This window comes from Pseudomonas sp. LBUM1647 (assembly GCF_059716175.1).
This window is the reverse complement of sequence record NZ_CP166809.1, coordinates 3800972-3817331: the sequence shown is the minus strand read 5'-3', so window position 1 is coordinate 3817331 and position 16360 is coordinate 3800972. Positions and strand designations below refer to the sequence as shown.

At 60.5% G+C, this 16360-nt stretch carries 13 protein-coding genes and 1 pseudogene; 12 read left to right on the top strand and 2 right to left on the bottom strand.

Annotation, left to right across the window (positions count from 1 at the left end):
• Positions 1-116: 116 nt before the first annotated feature.
• Positions 117-2633, bottom strand: a complete 2517-nt coding sequence (locus ACA059_RS17385) for an arylsulfatase (protein ID WP_497630258.1) — start codon at positions 2631-2633, stop codon at positions 117-119.
• Positions 2634-3063: 430 nt separating this feature from the next.
• Here ACA059_RS17385 and ACA059_RS17380 point away from each other — a divergent pair.
• Positions 3064-3882 (top strand): annotated as a pseudogene (locus ACA059_RS17380) (OprD family outer membrane porin); the annotation flags it as partial.
• Between the two features lie 137 nt (positions 3883-4019).
• On the top strand, positions 4020-4235 hold the full coding sequence (locus ACA059_RS17375) for a TOBE domain-containing protein (RefSeq protein WP_008145745.1): 216 nt from the start codon (positions 4020-4022) through the stop codon (positions 4233-4235).
• Between the two features lie 35 nt (positions 4236-4270).
• Here ACA059_RS17375 and ACA059_RS17370 read toward each other — a convergent pair whose 3' ends face one another.
• The gene (locus tag ACA059_RS17370; protein ID WP_497630257.1) at positions 4271-5140 is read right to left on the bottom strand and encodes a LysR substrate-binding domain-containing protein; all 870 of its coding nucleotides are present in this window, start codon (positions 5138-5140) and stop codon (positions 4271-4273) included.
• A 253-nt stretch (positions 5141-5393) separates the two neighbouring features.
• On the opposite strand from ACA059_RS17370, the gene ACA059_RS17365 reads away from it, so the two are divergent.
• From ACA059_RS17365 to metC, 10 genes are all read left to right on the top strand, one after another.
• A complete protein-coding gene (locus ACA059_RS17365; protein WP_497630256.1) occupies positions 5394-6236 on the top strand; it encodes a transporter substrate-binding domain-containing protein in 843 nt (280 codons plus the stop codon).
• Between the two features lie 70 nt (positions 6237-6306).
• A complete protein-coding gene (locus ACA059_RS17360) occupies positions 6307-7158 on the top strand; it encodes a transporter substrate-binding domain-containing protein (RefSeq protein ID WP_497630255.1) in 852 nt (283 codons plus the stop codon).
• Entirely contained in the window at positions 7155-8579 is a 1425-nt protein-coding gene (locus ACA059_RS17355) for an FAD-binding oxidoreductase (protein ID WP_497630254.1), read from the top strand. Before ACA059_RS17360 ends, ACA059_RS17355 begins: the two co-directional genes overlap by 4 nt.
• Positions 8576-9787, top strand: a complete 1212-nt coding sequence (locus tag ACA059_RS17350) for an aminotransferase class I/II-fold pyridoxal phosphate-dependent enzyme (RefSeq protein WP_497630253.1) — start codon at positions 8576-8578, stop codon at positions 9785-9787. The genes ACA059_RS17355 and ACA059_RS17350 overlap by 4 nt, the downstream gene beginning before the upstream one ends.
• The gene (locus tag ACA059_RS17345; RefSeq protein ID WP_497630252.1) at positions 9784-10518 is read left to right on the top strand and encodes an amino acid ABC transporter permease; all 735 of its coding nucleotides are present in this window, start codon (positions 9784-9786) and stop codon (positions 10516-10518) included. Before ACA059_RS17350 ends, ACA059_RS17345 begins: the two co-directional genes overlap by 4 nt.
• Positions 10508-11296 (top strand): amino acid ABC transporter permease, encoded by a 789-nt coding sequence (locus ACA059_RS17340; protein WP_497630250.1) that lies wholly within the window; start codon positions 10508-10510, stop codon positions 11294-11296. Before ACA059_RS17345 ends, ACA059_RS17340 begins: the two co-directional genes overlap by 11 nt.
• Positions 11283-12119 (top strand): amino acid ABC transporter ATP-binding protein, encoded by an 837-nt coding sequence (locus ACA059_RS17335; protein ID WP_497630249.1) that lies wholly within the window; start codon positions 11283-11285, stop codon positions 12117-12119. The genes ACA059_RS17340 and ACA059_RS17335 overlap by 14 nt, the downstream gene beginning before the upstream one ends.
• A 17-nt stretch (positions 12120-12136) precedes the next feature.
• Positions 12137-12733: a cysteine dioxygenase family protein gene (locus ACA059_RS17330; protein WP_497630248.1), complete on the top strand. Its 597-nt coding sequence runs from the start codon at positions 12137-12139 to the stop codon at positions 12731-12733.
• Positions 12730-13386, top strand: coding sequence for a glutathione binding-like protein (locus tag ACA059_RS17325; protein ID WP_497630247.1), 657 nt, complete (start codon positions 12730-12732; stop codon positions 13384-13386). Before ACA059_RS17330 ends, ACA059_RS17325 begins: the two co-directional genes overlap by 4 nt.
• 23 nt (positions 13387-13409) lie before the next feature.
• Positions 13410-16163, top strand: coding sequence for a cystathionine beta-lyase (gene metC / locus ACA059_RS17320; protein WP_497630246.1), 2754 nt, complete (start codon positions 13410-13412; stop codon positions 16161-16163).
• Positions 16164-16360 lie beyond the last annotated feature (197 nt).

The following is a 16360-nucleotide window of genomic DNA, read 5'->3' as shown; positions in this document are numbered from 1 at the left end:
TAAGCATTTGCGCTCCCCTTGGTTTCTGTAGGTTGTGACTATTGCTAACCCTTTGACCACGGGTGAAATCTGCGCCCAGGCAGGCACCGTCTGCGCTCCTCACACCCGACGCGGGCTCAATCCTGCTTTGCCTTCTCCTCCATCGCAGCCTGCAACTTCTTGATGTCCTCGGGTGACAACTGCGGGCGATTGACCTTGATCGTCAGCTGGTTGAGTTTGGCCGTCAGTGGGAACGGCGGCTGGTAGTCCGCATCGTTCACGCCGGTCAGTGTGTCGGAACCGATGTCGAACGCCTCGTCCCACTGCAGGATCATCGGCAGCGTGCGCTCCATACGTTGTGTGGCGACCACCTTGTTATCCACCTTTAACGTGCCAGTGCCGGGCTGGGCGAGGCCGCTGAAGTCGTTGAACTCGAGCGTGCCCACACCAATCCCTTCGTACTTGAAGTCAAACTCAATCGTGTGCCGGCCCGGCGGTAGCGCCTCAGTGCTTTCCCACTTCACGCGTTGCAGATCAATCAGGTTCCACAAGAACACCGGTTTACCCTTCAGCAGGTAGAAACCATACCCCGAGAACCGTCCTCCAGACGTAAGGATCATGCCCTCGGCACCACCCTGCGGTACTTCAATGTCGGCGCTGATCGTGTAGGAGGTGTTTAGCAACAGCGGCGAGTCGCCCTGCGGCAATCCGGTCATCGGCTTCGTATAGACGAACTCCGTGCGTCCGGCGGTGATGTTTGGGCGCGGCGCAATGATGCGCGCACCCACGGAGGCGTCCAGCGGCAAAACCTGGTACTTCTTGGCCTCGGCGATGAACATCTGCTTCATCTCTTTGACCTTCTCCTGGTTCGCGGCCGCGAGGTTATCGGTCTGGTTGAAGTCGGTGTTCAGGTTGAAGAGCTCAAGCACCTGGTTGTTCAACGGATCCGTGTTGGCCGGGCCAAAGGCTTCCCACGGCGCACGATTGACCTTCGTGCTCAGAAACCAGCCGTCCTTGTACAGGGCCCACTGGCCCATCATTTCGAAGTATTGCGTCGTGTGCTGCGACGGCACCTTGGCATTCTTCGCGTCGAAGGTGTAGGCAAAGCTCGTCCCTTCGATCGGTTTCTGCTGGATGCCATCCACCGTGTCGGGCGCTTGGATGCCGGCCGCCTCAAGGATCGTTGGCACCACATCAATCACATGCACGAACTGCTCGCGCAGGCCGCCCTTGTCCTTGATCCGCGCCGGCCATGACACCGCCATGTTCTGATTGATGCCGCCGAGCTGTGAGGCATTTTGCTTGAACCAGGAAAACGGTGTGTCGAAGGTCCAGGACCAGCCGGCCGACATGTGGTTATAGGTTTTATCGGTGCCCCACACGTCGTAGTACTTCATTTGTTCCGCAACCGGCACACTGATGCCGTTGAAAAAGGCGACTTCGTTGGGGGTGCCAAGTGGTCCCCCCTCGGCACTGGTGCCGTTGTCGCCGTTGATATAGATGATCAACGTATTGTCGAGCTTGCCCAGATCCTCGACTGCCTGGACGACGCGGCCGATCTCACTGTCGCTGTAGGCGACATAGGCGGCGAAGACCTCAACTTGACGGATATAGAGCTTCTGCTCCTCGGCCGTCAGTTGGTCCCACTCCTTCAGCACCTCTTTCGGCCACGGTGGCAACTGGGCATCTTTCGGCACCACCCCCAGGCGCTTCTGGTTTTCGAAGATGCGCTCGCGCACTTTGTTCCACCCCTCGTCGAAGAGCTTCATCTGGCTGATTTTGTCGACCCACTCCTTGGTGGGGTGGTGCGGCGCGTGCGTGGCGCCGGGCGCGTACTTGATGAAAAACGGTTTGTTGGGGTCGATCTGATGGATGCGTGTCATCCAGTCGATCGCGTCATCGGCCATGGCCGTGACCAGGTTCCAGGTGCCGGGCGACTTGCCAAGGAACGGATAGATTTGGGTCGTATTGCGGAACAGGTTTGGCTCCCATTGATTGGAATCGCCACCGACGAAGCCGTAAAAGTACTCAAAGCCCATGCCGGTTGGCCATTGATCGAATGGCCCGGCCTGGCTGGCAGCGAAGACTGGTGTGTTGTGGTCCTTGCCGAACCAGGAGGTGGAGTAGCCGTTGTCACGCAGGATGCGCCCGATAGTCGCCTTGTCCCGGTCGATGATGCTGTTGTAGCCCGGGAAGCCGGTCGACTGCTCCGAGATCACACCGAAGCCCGCCGAGTGGTGATTGCGCCCGGTGATCAGCGCGGCCCGAGTCGGCGAGCACAGCGCCGTGGAGAAGGTCCGGTTGAAGCGCAGCCCTTGCTGCGCGATGCGATCCATTGTCGGTGTCGGAATGACGCCACCGAAGGTGCTGGGCACGCCAAAGCCGGCGTCGTCGGTGATGATCAACAGCACGTTGGGCGCCCCTTTCGGCGGAACCACGCGTGGAGCCCACCACGGTTTGGAATGCAAGGCGTCGTCCTGAATGACGCCGCCAAACTTCGGATCGGGTGGGGGCAGTTGCGCACCGCTGATACTGATGGTGGCACTGGGCGTACCCAGCGTGCCGGTAACTTGCTCCGCAAACACGGGTGCCGATGCCAGCAAGGTGCCGACAATCGCAACGGGAAGGAAAGCGATCAACTTGAAGGGACGCATAGCTCTTTGCTCCATTCGGAACTGTTTGAGTTCGATGGTCACGCTCAGAACTGCGGGGCGTAGGTAGATGTAGCACTTGCCAGTGAAGCGTAGCCGCGGTATCCGCGCCGATAATGCGGGCTGGCCCTCATTCGACGGGCGGTAGCGCGCTCAACTGCTCGCCAACTTCGGAAGTCCTTTATGCTGCGCTGGCGCCGATCGGCAACGTCACGATTTCGCTGTTGAAAAGTTGGGGATGGGCTCTGCGCAGTATTAATGCCCGGGCATTGGACTGCTTGGGCGTTTTACATGGCGTTTTCGCCTTGCCGAGTCAGGGCTCGCAATACGGCTTGGTTGCGGGAACCGGGGCGTACGCAGTAACAGACTGATTTCCTCTGCGCTGACCGCTCTGCTGAAAAAGTGGCCCTGAATTTCATCGCAGCCGTTTTTCAAGGACCCGGTGGTGAATTCCAACGATACCCGCCTGCTGCCGGGAACGTTCAAGGGTGGCCTGGTGAATGTGCAGGAAATCGATCGTTTGAAGCTCACGGCCGGTCAGCTCACGCAGATCAATTTTGTCGACTCCACCGACTATCAAGACATGACCGCCAACCGCATCGGCGGGCAGAGTGACAAGTTCCAGTTTGCCGGGGTGGACTATCAATGGTTGCCGAACCTGACGACCCAATACCGCTACGGCAAGCTGGAAAACATCTACCAGCAAAATTACCTCGGGCTTGTGCACGCGCTGGACCTGGGCTCCGGCCAGTCGCTCAAGAGCGACGTACGCTATGCGCGCAGCACCGAAGACGGCAACTTTCGAGATATCGATAACCAGGCCTTCGGTGCGTTGTTCACCTACAGCCTGGGCGGTCATGCGCTGGGCTTTGGCTATCAGCGCATGAGCGGCGACGATCCGTTTCCGTATATCGGGCGCAGCGATCCGTACCTGGTCAACTTCGTGCAAATCGGTGACTTCGCCAACATCGACGAACATTCCTGGCAAGCGCGCTACGACTTCAACTTTGCCGCACTCGGTGTGCCGGGGTTGACCTTCATGACGCGCTACATCTCTGGCGACAATGTGCAACGCACTGCGCCGGGTGAAGGCAAGGAATGGGAGCGCAACACCGATATCGCTTACGTGGTGCAGGACGGTTCGTTGAAAGGGCTCGGCCTCAAATGGCGCAACGCGTCGGTGCGCTCGAACTTCGGTAATGACCTGGATGAGAACCGCGTGATCGCCAGCTATACCGTGGCGTTGTGGTAAATGCTGGGGCGGACTTTATATTCGATATAGGAATAAGCAAATCGATATTTATTCCTTTTAATATTTGTTCGTGAGGTTCATTTTGAAGGCCTGCACATCCGTGCGGATGTATTCGACATCAGACAGGAAGCCTCATCATGACCATCAAAGCGATCAACGTCCGCAACCAATTCAAGGGTGTCATCAAGGAAATTGTGACAGGCGAAGTGGTCTCCGAAATCGATGTGCAAACCGCCTCCGGCATCGTCACCTCGGTGATTACCACCCGTTCAGTGCGCGATCTGGAGTTGAAAGTGGGGAGCGAGGTGATTGCCTTCGTCAAATCCACGGAGGTCTCGATCGCCAAACTCTGAAATGGCCAGGGCTTGAATCCGCGGAGCCGCTCACGTCAGGAAAAGGACAACCCCTGGCTCGCACGAATCAAGTCATAGGCCTTTCGGGCAATCAAGTTCGCGGTGTTGGGCCTGATCCACAGGTAGTAGGTCACGTCCGGCAGTCGCGGCAATCCGTCATTTTCACCCAGCACGCGCATGTCTGGACCGAGCATCTCCATGCTTCTGGGGGTGACACCCAGACCCGCGCGGGTCGCGGCCTTGATGCCAATCAGATTCGACGCCAGGTACGCCTGGCGCCAACTGATGTTGGCGCGTTCCAGTGCTTCCAGGGCATAGCGCCGGTAGATGCTTGGTTCATCCACGAGGATCAGTGGCAGCGGTTCGCCGGGGTTGTGAATGTACCGCGCCGAGCAGATCCACCACACCGGCGAAGTGCGTAAGGCGAAGCCTTCCAGGCTCGAGTCCTGGCGGGTGGAAATCACCATGTCGACCTTGCCCCGGTGCAAGTCGTCCATCAGAAACGGGCTGCGCCCGACATCGATCTCCAGGCGCAAGCGTGGTGCCGAGCGGGCGATGTGGCTGAGGATCGGCGGCAGGATGGTGTCGGCAATATCGTGGGGCGAACCGATGCGCAACACACCACTCAAGCTGCTTTCACGCAGCGAGTTCAGCGCCTCGTCGTTGAGCGACAGCATCTGCCGGGCATGACGCAGCAACTGCAAGCCGGGTTCGGTGAGTTGCTTTTGCCGTCCGCGCTTTTCGAACAGGCTCACCCCCACTTGCTGTTCCAGGCGTTGCATGTGTTGGGTGACCGACGATTGCGTGCGGGCCAGTTGCGCGCCGGCCTCGGCAAAACTGTGGTGATCAACCACGGCAATGAAGGTGCGCAGTAATTCGAGATCGAGGGTGGGTGAGGTCGACATGGGCATTTCCGGGGCTGTTTTTATATCAAGGCTGAAAACATAAACATTACGATTATTTATGTATTTTTGCTGATTTTTTTCTTTGGTAGATCTTGAGTGCCAGTAAATTCGGGCTTTATGGAAATACGCCTTCGGTGTGAATACGGGAAGTTATAACGATATTAGATATTTGAATTTCCGTTACTTCAACGCTGTACCTAGGATGCCTCCACATCAGGTCGGGGTACGCCGATCAATCATCAGGGGAAGATCCATGCCGCAAAAGTGCTCAGCCGTAAAACAATTGTTGCCTGTGATGCTGGGCGCCTTGATCTCGCTGGTTGCCAGCACCGGTGCCCAGGCTGATGCAACCCTGGACAAGATCGAACAACGGCATGTGCTGGTGGTCGGTGTATTGCTGTCCGGCGGCCCGTTTGGCGGGATTGATCCAACGACCCAAAAGCCGCGCGGTTTGAATGTTGACCTCGCTCAGGAGCTGGGACGGCAACTGGGCGCCGAAGTGCAGCTGGTGCCGGTATTGCCCGCCAACCGCGTGCAGTTTTTGCAGCAGGGCAAAGTCGATTTGCTGATTGCCAACATGGAGTGGACCGCCGAACGCGGCGAGATCCTCGGGTTTGTGCCGACGCCGTTCTACCGCGTAGGCGGAACCGCAGCGGTGTTGAAGGACAGCAAAATCACCCGTTGGGAAGACCTGAAAAACCAACCGGTCTGCACCTCCCAGGGCAGCAGCTACATCAAGCCGCTCACCGAGTTGGGCGTCGAGATCAAAGCCTTCAAGAGTTCCTCGGAATCCCTGCTGGCGCTGCGCGGCAACAATTGCGTCGCGGCCGTGCATGACGCCACGCTGATCAATCCGCTGCTCGCCGGCACCGCCGAATGGCAGGGCTATCGCGCGCTTACGCCGGAACTCAACCCCGCGCCGTCGGTGATCTGGACCCGCCCCGGAGAAAGCGATACCCAGGCCAAGCTCGACCCGATCGTCAAGGAGCTGCACCGCAGCGGCTGGTTGATTGAGGCCCAGACCCGCAACCACATCACCCCCGCGTCACCCGCCCTGGTGGAACTGCAGAAACAGTTCCAGGCCAACGGCGCCTGACCCCGGTTCTCCACCTCATCGTTTTCAACAGACCGTCCTTTTGCCGGGCGGTCGTTCAAGGTAGTCGTGCATGAACCGATATTTTTCCGTCAGAACCCTGACCACGCTTTGCCTCGCCTGGTCCGCCGCGTTAGGCGCCAGCCTTGCCCAGGCCGATGCTACGCTGGACAAGATCGAGCAACGCCACGCCATCAGTGTCGGGGTGATTCTCAGTGGTCCGCCATTCGGCACCATCGACCCGAAGACTGGCGAACACTTGGGCTATAACGTTGAACTGGCCAAGGGCATCGCCAAGGCTTTGGGCGTCGAAGCGAAGACCGTTTCGGTACTGGCGCCCAACCGCGTGCAGTTCCTGCAACAGGGCAAGGTCGACATCCTAATCGCCAATATGCAGTTCACCGAAGAGCGCGGCGAGATTCTCGATTACGTACCCACGCCTTATGAAGAAGTCGGCGGCGCCGCGTTGATTCGCAAAGGCGCTGACGTGACTCAATGGGCTGATCTCAAGGGCAAGCCGGTGTGCGTGTCCCAGGGCAGCAACTTCATCAAACCGTTGCAGGAAACCTACGGCGCCGAGATCAAGGCGTTCCGCAGCCAATCCGAATCGTTGTTGTCGCTGCGCGGCAATGGTTGCGTGGCGGCGGTGCATGTCAGTCCGACCATGCACGCGTTGTTGAGCGATGCCGAGTGGGCTGATTATGAAATCCCGCTGCCGGGTGATTTGATCCCGTCGAACTCGGTGATCTGGCTGCGCAAAGGTGAGCGCGATACCCAGGCAAAACTGGACGCCATCGTGCGCGACTGGCACCGCAGCGGCTGGCTGATCGAATTGGGCGAGCGCACCGGCATGACGCCGTCCAAGGCATTGCGTGATCTGCATGAGCAGTACCGCAACGCGACACCCCTGGCGTCGCAACCATGAGTTCGCCGTTGTTTGTTGCGTTGCAGCAACTGCTCGGCCCCAGTCATGTGCAGAGCAGTGAAGAAGCCGCGCCTTACCTGACCGACAAACAGGGCCGTTATGTCGGGCAGGTCATCGCTGCGGTGCATCCGGCGAACACCGAGGAAGTCGCGGCCGTGGTTCGCGCGTGCGTGGCCAGTGATACGCCGGTGGTGGTGCAGGGCGGCAACACCGGGTTGATGGGCGGCGCGACCCCGGATGCCAGCGGCCGAGCGGTGTTGTTGCTGCTCGATCGGCTGAATCGTGTGCGGGTGGTGGACACCGACAACGACACCCTGACCGTCGAAGCGGGCTGCATTCTGCAAACCGTCCAGGACGTTGCGCGCGACGCCGGCCGGCTGTTTCCCCTGAGTCTGGGCGCCGAAGGCAGTTGCACCATCGGCGGCAATCTGGGCACCAATGCCGGTGGCACCGCGGTGCTGCGTTATGGCAATACCCGTGAGCTGACCCTGGGCCTGGAAGTGGTCACCGCCGAGGGTGAAATCTGGAATGGCCTGCGCGGCTTGCGCAAGGACAACACCGGTTACGACCTGCGCGACCTGTTCATCGGCAGTGAAGGCACCCTCGGCATCATCACCGCCGCGACCTTGAAACTCTTCCCGCTGCCCAAGGCTCAGGCGACGGCACTCTTGGCCTTCGACTCCCTGGACCAGGCAGTGCAATTGCTGTCCCATGCCCGCGCCGGTTTCGGTGCCAGCCTCACCGCGTTCGAACTGCTCAGTGCCGACTGCCTCGCGCTGCTGCGCGAGCAATTTCCCGAAGGTCCGCAACCCTTTCTCGGCGCCGTGCAGCCTTGGTTTGCGCTGTTGGAACTGTCCGACAACCACAGCGAAGCCCATGCCCGCCAAGCCTTTGAAGAAGTGCTGGGGGAGGCCTTCGTGCGCGAGTTGCTGGTCGATGCGTTGATCGCCGAAAGCCTGGCCCAAAGCGAAGCCCTGTGGCTGCTGCGGGAAAACATGAGCGAGGCGCAGAAGCGCGCCGGTCGCAACATGAAGCACGATATTTCAGTACCGATTTCCCAGGTCGTGGCGTTTGTCGCCCAGACCGATGCGTTGTTGCAGGCGAATTTTCCCGGTGTCCGCCATTTCACGTTCGGCCATTTGGGCGACGGCAACCTGCACTACAACGTTGCTCATCCGCTTGATTCGACTGCCGAGGCGCACATGGCCCATTACGCGGCGTTGAGTTTGCTGGTGCACGACAGCGCCCATGCCCACGGCGGTTCGATCAGCGCGGAACACGGCATCGGCCAGCGCAAACGGGACATGCTCGGGCGCTACAAAAGCCCGGTGGAGCTGGACCTGATGCGCCGCATCAAGCAGGCGCTGGACCCGAAAAACCTGCTCAATCCGGGCAAGGTATTGGAGGTGGTTCCGTCATGACGCTTCGTCTGTCCAAACGCGTTCAGCGCGTCTCGCTGTCGGCCAATGCCGCCGCGAAATCCCAAGCCACGGCGTTGCGTGATGCCGGTCGCGACATCCTCGACCTGACCACCGGCGAGCCGGATTTCGACACCCCCGAACACATCAAGCAGGCCGCTTATGCCGCCATCGCCGCCGGTGCCACCAAGTACACCCCGACGCCGGGAGTAAAAGCCTTGCGTGTCGCGGTGCAACGCAAACTCCAGCAGGAAAACCGTCTGGACTATCCGCTGGAATCGATCGTGATTGCCAACGGGGCGAAGCAGATCATTTTCAATGCCTTCGCCGCGACCCTCGACGACGGCGATGAAGTGCTGGTGCCGACGCCGTACTGGCCGTCATTCCCGGACAGCGTGCGCTTCAATGGCGGCGATCCGGTGTTTATCGAGTGCGCACTGGCGCAGGGCTGCAAGCTCACCGCAGAACAGCTGCAGCAACACATCGGCGAGCGGACTCGCTGGCTGATCCTCAACGGCCCCGGCAACCCCAGCGGCGCGGTGTACAGCGCGGCCGAGCTGCAAGCCTTGGCCGAGGTGCTGCGTCGCCATCCGCAGGTGCTGATTCTGCTGGATGAACTCTACGAACATATCCGCTTTGACGGTCATCCGGCGCAGAGCCTGCTCAACGTCGCGCCGGACTTGCAGTCGCGCTGCCTGCTGGTGGGCGGTGTGTCGAAGACGTACGCCATGACCGGGTGGCGCATCGGTTTCGGTGCCGGGCCGCAAGTGCTGACGACGGCAATGGCCGTCGTGCAATCGCAATCCACGTCGGGAGCCTCTTCGGTAGGACAGGCTGCTGCGTTTGCGGCCTTCGAGGGTGGTCTGGATTTCTTGCCAGAACAGGTATCGGCCTATCAGCAGCGTCGGGATTTACTGGTGAGCGCCTTACGCAACGTGGACGGTCTTGAAGTGCTGGAACCCCAAGGCGGCTTCTTCGTGTTTGTTCGCTGCGCCGGGTTGCTGGGGCGTTATCGTCCGGACGGCGTATGCCTTAACAGTGACGCCGATGTCGTGGCGTATTTGCTGGAAGAGGGCGTGGCCGGTGTGGCGGGCAGCGCTTATGGCTTGTCGCCGTGGTTTCGCCTGTCCATCGCCACGGCGACCGACAGCGTTGTCGAAGCCGGGCGTCGCATCGCTCACGCCTGCGTGCAATTGCGGGGCGAACCATGAGCCATTGGCTGGAGCTTTTCGTCCACTGGACCGCCGGGTTGGGCCTGAACTACGGTTTTCTGCTGGACGCCTACCAGCGCGGAACCCTGGAGCAGGGTGCGTTGACCACGGTGCTGCTTTGCCTGTTCACCATTGTCGGCAGCTTGCTGGCCGGTGTCGGGTTGGCGGCGATGCTGACCTCTGGAAAACCCTGGCTGGCGAAACCGGCACGAGTATTTGTCGAGGTCACCCGCAACACGCCGACGCTGGTGCAGCTGTATTGCGCCTTCCTGGTGCTGAACATGTTGCTGACTCAGGCCGTCGGCGCGGCCAACCCGCTGACACCGTTCGCCTGGGTGGTGATCGTGATTTCGTTGCACAAGGGCGCATTCCATGCCGAAGCCTTGCGCGCCGGCATCGAGGCGGTGCCGACCGTGACGCTGGAAGCGGCCAGTTCACTGGCGTTCAGCAGCCGTCAGCTGCTGTGGAATGTGCAGCTGCCGTTGGCCCTGCGTTTTGCTTTGCCATCGCTGATCAACAACCTGATCGACCTGGTGAAGATGACCGCCGTGGCCTCGGCCATTGCCGTGGGGGACATCACTTACGCGGCGATCATGATCTGGACCCAAAGCGACAACGTGCTGGAGCTGATGATTCTGATCCTGAGCTTTTTCGGCCTGCTGAGTTTTATCGTCAATTGCGTGGGGCGCTACCTTGAAGCGCGCCTGAGGATGCCCGGCTATGGCCATTGAATCGTCCGTCAGCGCGCCGCTCGCCTGGCCGCGCCGACATGTCGGCAAGCTGCTGTTGTTGGTTTGCGTCGTACTGTGGCTGGTGTATTTCGCCCCGCAAAGCCCGGTGTTCAAGGCCTTGCTGCAATGGTCGCCGGCGCTGGCGGTGGGCTTTGGCCAGAACATTCTGATCAGCCTCGTCGCCATCGGTCTGGGGTCGTTGCTGGGGCTGTTGGTCGGCGCGTTGGCGCTATCGCCACTGCGACTTCTGCGTTTGCCAGCGAGGATCTGGGTGCAGATTTTCCGTAATGCGCCTTGGCTGGTGCTGATCTATTTCACCACCTATGTGTTCCCGTTCGAGATCCACATCGGCAGTGCCTATGTCTCCTTCCCGGATTGGGTCAAGGTCACCCTCGGCCTGGCCTTGCCGGCGAGTGCCAATGTCGCGGAAATCTTCCGTGGCGCCATTGCCTCGATCCCTAGCACCCAGTGGGAAGCCGCACGTTCCCTGGCGTTCACCCGCGGGCAGATTTTCCGTTCGATCATCCTGCCGCAGTGTTTCAAGCGCATGTTGCCGCCGTGGATGAACCTGTATGCGGTGATCACCATGGGCACTGCGCTGGCGTCCCTGGTGGGTGTACATGACGTGATCGACACCGCGCAAATCGCCAGCAACACCGTGAACATGACCGGCTTCACCGTGGTGATTTACCTGAGCCTGTTGGTGCTGTTCTTTGCCTATTGCTACCCGATTTCCCGACTCACCCAACGCCTGGAGCGACGTTATGCCTTCTACTGAAACCGTCGCCGAGCCCCTGGTCAGTCTGCGCGACCTGCACCTGTCGTTTGGCAATAACCCGGTGCTCAAAGGCATCGACCTTGACGTGCATCGCGGCCAGGCCGTGTCGATCATCGGCCCGTCCGGCTCCGGCAAATCGACCATCCTGCGCTGCATTACCGGCCTGTTGCAGCCCCAGCGCGGCAGCATCCGTGTTGGCACGACCGAGGTTCACACGCAGGCTAAGGAAGCCCAGCGCATCGAGTTGCGCAAGCGTGTCGGGTTTGTGTTCCAGCAATACAACCTGTTCCCGCATTTGTCGGTACTGGAAAACCTGGTGATTGCCCCGCGCAAGGTGCTGGGTCGCAACCGGATCGAAGCCGAGAAAGACGCCCGCGCCTTGTTGGCCAAGGTGCGGATGGAACACAAGGCCGATACCTATCCGGGCCAGCTCTCGGGCGGTCAGCAACAACGGGTGGCGATTGCCCGCGCCCTGGCGATGCGCCCGGAACTGATTCTGTTTGATGAGGTGACCTCGGCCCTCGATCCGGAAACCGTCGGCGAGGTGCTGACGGTGATTCGCGAGTTGACCGAAGAGGGCATGACCTGCGTGCTGGTCACCCACGAAATGCGCTTCGCCGAAGAAATCAGCGACATCGTCTATTTCACCGAGAACGGCGTGATCGTCGAGCACGGCAGCGCCGCGCAAATCTTTCAGCACCCCACCAGCGAGCGCACTCAGGAGTTTTTGCGTCACGCCCTGGGTGATCCGGGGCGCCGGCCGCCCATCGCCAATGATCCGTATCTGTTGACCAACCTGAGTCGCTACAGCCTGTCCGTCTAATACCGAGGAGCCTGTTCATGAGTACCGTTAACCGTGCCGCCGTCATCGAGGATTTCCTGAAGAAAATCCGCGTCATCCATCAACGAGGCGTCGACCGCGCCGCGCTGGTAGACATCGTTTCCTTGCTTGAAGCCCTGGCCGAGCGCCGTGATCTGTTCAATTTCGACGAGTTCCCCGCGCCAGTACCGGGGCAGGGCAGCACCGCGTTCCGCTACCGTCTCAATGACGATGGCGACACGCCGACGCTGTACCTGAACTCGCTGTTGCCGGGCAAAAGCACGATCCCTCATAACCATGAAACCTGGGCGATCATCAGCGCGGTCGAAGGCCAGGAAATCAACTACGTCTACCGCCGTGATGACGAAGGCCGCGAGCCCGGTTTCACCACCTTGCACCTGGAAAAAGAAGTGATCGTGCAGCCCGGCACTTCCATCTCGTTTCTTGGCGAAGACCTGCACGGCATTCGTGTCGAAGGCGAGCAGGCGACCCTGCATTTCCACCTGTACGGTTTGCCACTTGAATCCCTCAACGGCCGTTACGGCGTCGAGGCCGACGGGCGCATCCTCAATTACAACGCCTCGCAAATGGCGCCGTCGATCAAGGCCTACGCATGATCGATCTGTATTACTGGCCGACTGGTAATGGCTTGAAGATCGGCATCCTGCTGGAAGAACTGGAACTTGAGTACCGTGTGCTGCCGGTCAACATCCGTGAAGGCGAGCAGAAGCAGGCAGCGTTCCAGCGCATCAGCGCCAATGGACGGATTCCGGCGATCGTCGACCATGCACCCCAGGGCTTAAGCGAGCCGCTGAGCCTGTTCGAGTCTGGTGCCATCCTCAATTACCTGGCCGACAAGGCCGGGCGTTTCTTGCCGGCGGCCGGCAGTGCCGAGCGACAAAAAGTTCAGGAATGGCTGTTCTGGCAGGTGGGGCATATCACCCCGTACCTGAGCCAGTTGCAGCTGTTCAAGGAGAAGGCGCCTGAACCGATTGCGTTCGCCCTGGACTTGCTCAATGCCGAAGCCACGCGGCTGTATTGGGTGCTGGAAACGCGTCTGTCTGACGTGCCGTTTGTGGCGGGCGATTACTCCATCGCCGACATGGCGATCTTTCCGTGGATTCAACCGTTGCGACAGGGCCAGGACCTGGCGGACTACCCGCATGTCCATGCCTGGCGCGAACGCCTCAAGGCGCGACCGGCCATTCAGCGTGCGTATGCGAAGGGTCGGGAAGTTGCGGCCAATGAGCGCTCTCTGGCGCTTCAATAACTCTTTTTTCAAACGGGACTCCCATGAGCCAGACCGTAACTCCAGGGCAACTGCAGCAGTGGCTGTTCGACGGGCAGGAAATCGCCCTGTTTGACGTGCGCGAGCACGGCCAATATGGCGAAGCCCACCTGTTTTTCGGGGTGAATTTGCCCTACAGCCGCCTGGAGCTGGAGGCCCGGCGTCTGGCGCCGAATCCTCAGGTCCGGCTGGTGATCTATGACCAGGGCGGCGGGGATGTGGCGGGGCGCTCCGCTCAACGACTACAGGCGCTCGGATATAGCCAGGTGCATGTGCTCGACGGCGGTGCTGATGGCTGGCAGGTCGCCGGTTTTCAGTTGTTTGCCGGCGTGCATGTGCCCTCAAAGGCGTTTGGTGAATTGGTGGAAGAGGCAAGTCATACGCCGCATGTCACCGCGCAGCAACTGGCCGAATGGCAAGAGCGCGGCGAGCCGCTGGTGGTGCTCGACGGTCGGCCGTTCGATGAGTACCGCAAGATGACCATTCCCGGTTCGGTGTGCTGCCCGAATGGTGAGCTGGGTTATCGCGTCCACGATCTGGTGCCGGACGAAAGCACGCCGATCGTGGTCAATTGTGCCGGTCGGACCCGCAGCATTATCGGGGCCCAGACGTTGATCAATCTGGGGTTGAAGAACCCGATCTACGCGCTGGAAAACGGAACTCAGGGTTGGTATCTGGAAGATTTTCAGCTGGAGCATGGCAGCACCCGACGGTACGCCGAGGAGGTGTCGTCTGGCACCTTGCCGGGGAAGCGACTCGCTGCTGCGCAACTGGCGGAACGCGCCGGTGTGAAGACCGTTGAGGCGGCGCAGGTTGAGCAATGGGCCGAGGAGGCCGGTCGAAGCCTGTTTTTGTGCGATGTGCGCACCGCCGAGGAGTTTGCCGCGGGCAGTCTGCCGGGTGCACAACACACACCGGGCGGGCAGTTGATTCAATCCACCGATCTGTATGTCGGCGTGCGCCAGGCGCGGTTGGTGCTGTTCGACAGTGATGGCGTGCGGGCACCGATTATTGCCAGTTGGTTGCGGCAGTTGGGGCATGAAGCGTATGTCCTGGAGGGTGGAGTGAGCAGCAGTCTGGAGTTGGCCGCTGGCGAAATGTCCGCTCATGAGGCGTTGCCATCGATCACGGCGCGGGCCTTGGCCGATGCGCTGAAGGATGACGCGGTCGCGCTGATTGACCTGCGACCGAGCATGACTTATCGCAAGGGCCATATCGTCGGGTCGCGCTGGTCGATTCGCTCGTTGCTGGCGTCTGAAGTGGCCGATAAGCAACGGCCACTGGTGTTGGTCGCCGATGATCCTTTGCTGGCTGCTTTCGCGGCGCAGGAACTGCCGGAAAATCAGCACCTTCAAGTCCGGCTGCTGGACGGCGGACTTGATGCCTGGCGTGCGGCGGGCCTTGCCGTGCAGGAATCCGCCCATACACCGCCCGATCAGCAATGCATCGATTTTCTGTTCTTCACCCATGACCGTCACGCCGGTAACAAGGACGCGGCGCGTCAGTACCTGGCCTGGGAAATCGGTTTGCTGGCGCAGATGAGCGACGACGAAATCGCCAGTCTCAAGCCGCTGCGCGTCACAGTGCCCCGCGATGCCCGGGTGCGTACGCGTCTGGTCCATTCGGCGCGTACCGAGCAGGGCGGTGGCGGTCGGGCAGTCAACGTGCCGGTCACGCGGTTGAGCACGGTGCTGTTCGATAACCTGGCGCAAATGCGCGACGCCCGTGCTCGCCGTGATAGCGAGCGGGTCCTGAGCTATGGCGCCCGAGGCAATCCGACGGCCTTCGCCCTGGAAGATTTCGTGACGGAGCTGGAGGGCGGTTACCGCACGCGCTTGTTCGGCACCGGGCTGGCGGCGATTGCGCAGACCTTCCTGGCCTACCTTCGGCCCGGCGATCACGTACTGATCAGCGACGCGGTCTACGCGCCCGTGAGACGGCTGGCCCGTGAGTTTCTTGAGCCGTTCGGCATTCAAGTCAGCTACTTCGCGCCGGATGGCGGCGGCCTGCAAGCGCAACTGCAAGCCAACACCAAAATGGTCTACACCGAAGTGCCGGGTTCCTTGCTGTATGAGCTCTGCGATTTGCCGGCCATCGCCGCCCTGTGCAAACCGCGAGGCATTCTCCTGGCTGTCGACAACACCTGGGGCTCGGGTTACCTGTACCGGCCGCTGACCCTGGGCGCGGACATCTCGATCATGGCATTGACCAAGTACCTGTGCGGCCACAGCGACGTGGTCATGGGCAGCGTCTGCACCCGCGAAGACGTCTGGCAGCCGCTGGCGTCCATGGGCGACACCTTTGGCGCCACCGTCAGCCCCGACGACGCCTACCTGGTGCTGCGCGGCGCGCGAACCCTGGCGCCGCGACTGGAAGTGCACGAGCGCCAGGCGCTTGAAATCGCTCATTGGCTGCAAGCGCAACCGCAGGTGAAACGGGTGTTCCATCCAGCGTTGCCCGAGCATCCCGGTCACGCGCTGTGGCAGCGCGATTTCAATGGCAGCAACGGGTTGCTGTCCTTCGAGCTGCATGACGCAGACCCAACCTACGTCGAACGCTTTATTGATTCGCTGCAGGTGTTTGGGCTCGGTGCTTCCTGGGGCGGCTACGAAAGCCTGGTCACCGTTGCCGATACCACGGATCGCAACAGTGCTACGGATCGTTCATTGAATCCGGTGCTGCGGTTGCATATCGGGCTTGAGGATGTCGAGGCGTTGATTGAGGATCTGGAACGCGGGTTTGCAGCTATGGATCACTAGGTTCCATCGCCAATAGCTGAAGTGATGCCTATTCGTTACTCCAGCAGGATCCACAGAAAACGCCGCTCACTGAGCGTAACGCTGTTCACTTAGGGTTGGGGTACATATCCGTTTCTGCGGTGATGGCTGCTGGCGGTTTCGCTTTTACAGCGAGTCACTTGGAAGAGCCCCAAGTAACCAAGGGCTTTTGCCCCTCC

Excerpts from the sequence above, each read along its gene's own strand:
- ACA059_RS17385 (WP_497630258.1), bottom strand. The coding sequence starts at position 2,633 with ATGCGTCCCTTCAAGTTGATCGCTTTCCTTCCCGTTGCGATTGTCGGC.
- ACA059_RS17365 (WP_497630256.1), top strand. The coding sequence starts at position 5,394 with ATGCCGCAAAAGTGCTCAGCCGTAAAACAATTGTTGCCTGTGATGCTG.
- ACA059_RS17350 (WP_497630253.1), top strand. The coding sequence starts at position 8,576 with ATGACGCTTCGTCTGTCCAAACGCGTTCAGCGCGTCTCGCTGTCGGCC.
- ACA059_RS17370 (WP_497630257.1), bottom strand. The coding sequence starts at position 5,140 with ATGTCGACCTCACCCACCCTCGATCTCGAATTACTGCGCACCTTCATT.
- ACA059_RS17360 (WP_497630255.1), top strand. The coding sequence starts at position 6,307 with ATGAACCGATATTTTTCCGTCAGAACCCTGACCACGCTTTGCCTCGCC.
- ACA059_RS17355 (WP_497630254.1), top strand. The coding sequence starts at position 7,155 with ATGAGTTCGCCGTTGTTTGTTGCGTTGCAGCAACTGCTCGGCCCCAGT.
- ACA059_RS17340 (WP_497630250.1), top strand. The coding sequence starts at position 10,508 with ATGGCCATTGAATCGTCCGTCAGCGCGCCGCTCGCCTGGCCGCGCCGA.
- ACA059_RS17375 (WP_008145745.1), top strand. The coding sequence starts at position 4,020 with ATGACCATCAAAGCGATCAACGTCCGCAACCAATTCAAGGGTGTCATC.
- metC (WP_497630246.1), top strand. The coding sequence starts at position 13,410 with ATGAGCCAGACCGTAACTCCAGGGCAACTGCAGCAGTGGCTGTTCGAC.
- ACA059_RS17325 (WP_497630247.1), top strand. The coding sequence starts at position 12,730 with ATGATCGATCTGTATTACTGGCCGACTGGTAATGGCTTGAAGATCGGC.
- ACA059_RS17335 (WP_497630249.1), top strand. The coding sequence starts at position 11,283 with ATGCCTTCTACTGAAACCGTCGCCGAGCCCCTGGTCAGTCTGCGCGAC.
- ACA059_RS17345 (WP_497630252.1), top strand. The coding sequence starts at position 9,784 with ATGAGCCATTGGCTGGAGCTTTTCGTCCACTGGACCGCCGGGTTGGGC.
- ACA059_RS17330 (WP_497630248.1), top strand. The coding sequence starts at position 12,137 with ATGAGTACCGTTAACCGTGCCGCCGTCATCGAGGATTTCCTGAAGAAA.